The sequence below is a fragment of the Onishia taeanensis genome (genome assembly GCF_013349955.1).
Classification (GTDB): domain Bacteria; phylum Pseudomonadota; class Gammaproteobacteria; order Pseudomonadales; family Halomonadaceae; genus Onishia; species Onishia taeanensis_B.
The window spans coordinates 1-264 of record NZ_JABVXC010000090.1 but is presented as its reverse complement, the minus strand read 5'-3'; the positions used below and the strand labels follow the sequence as shown (position 1 = coordinate 264).

General features: G+C 57.2%; 2 tRNA genes. Both read left to right on the top strand.

The features are described 5' to 3' along the window. Positions 1-113 precede the first annotated feature (113 nt). A tRNA-Gly gene (locus HUS66_RS17595) sits at positions 114-188 on the top strand. Positions 189-191: 3 nt separating this feature from the next. Beyond that, positions 192-264: transfer RNA gene (locus HUS66_RS17590), tRNA-Glu, on the top strand.

Here is a 264-nt window from a genome sequence, read left to right as displayed (position 1 = left end):
CCATTCGTCTAGTGGTCCAGGACACTGCCCTTTCACGGCAGTGACAGGGGTTCGAACCCCCTATGGGACGCCACTTCGGTCATTCAACAAGCAGCACAGCGTTTGTGAGATAAGCGGAAATAGCTCAGTGGTAGAGCATCGCCTTGCCAAGGCGAGGGTCGGGAGTTCGAATCTCCTTTTCCGCTCCATGCGTCCCATTCGTCTAGTGGTCCAGGACACTGCCCTTTCACGGCAGTGACAGGGGTTCGAACCCCCTATGGGACG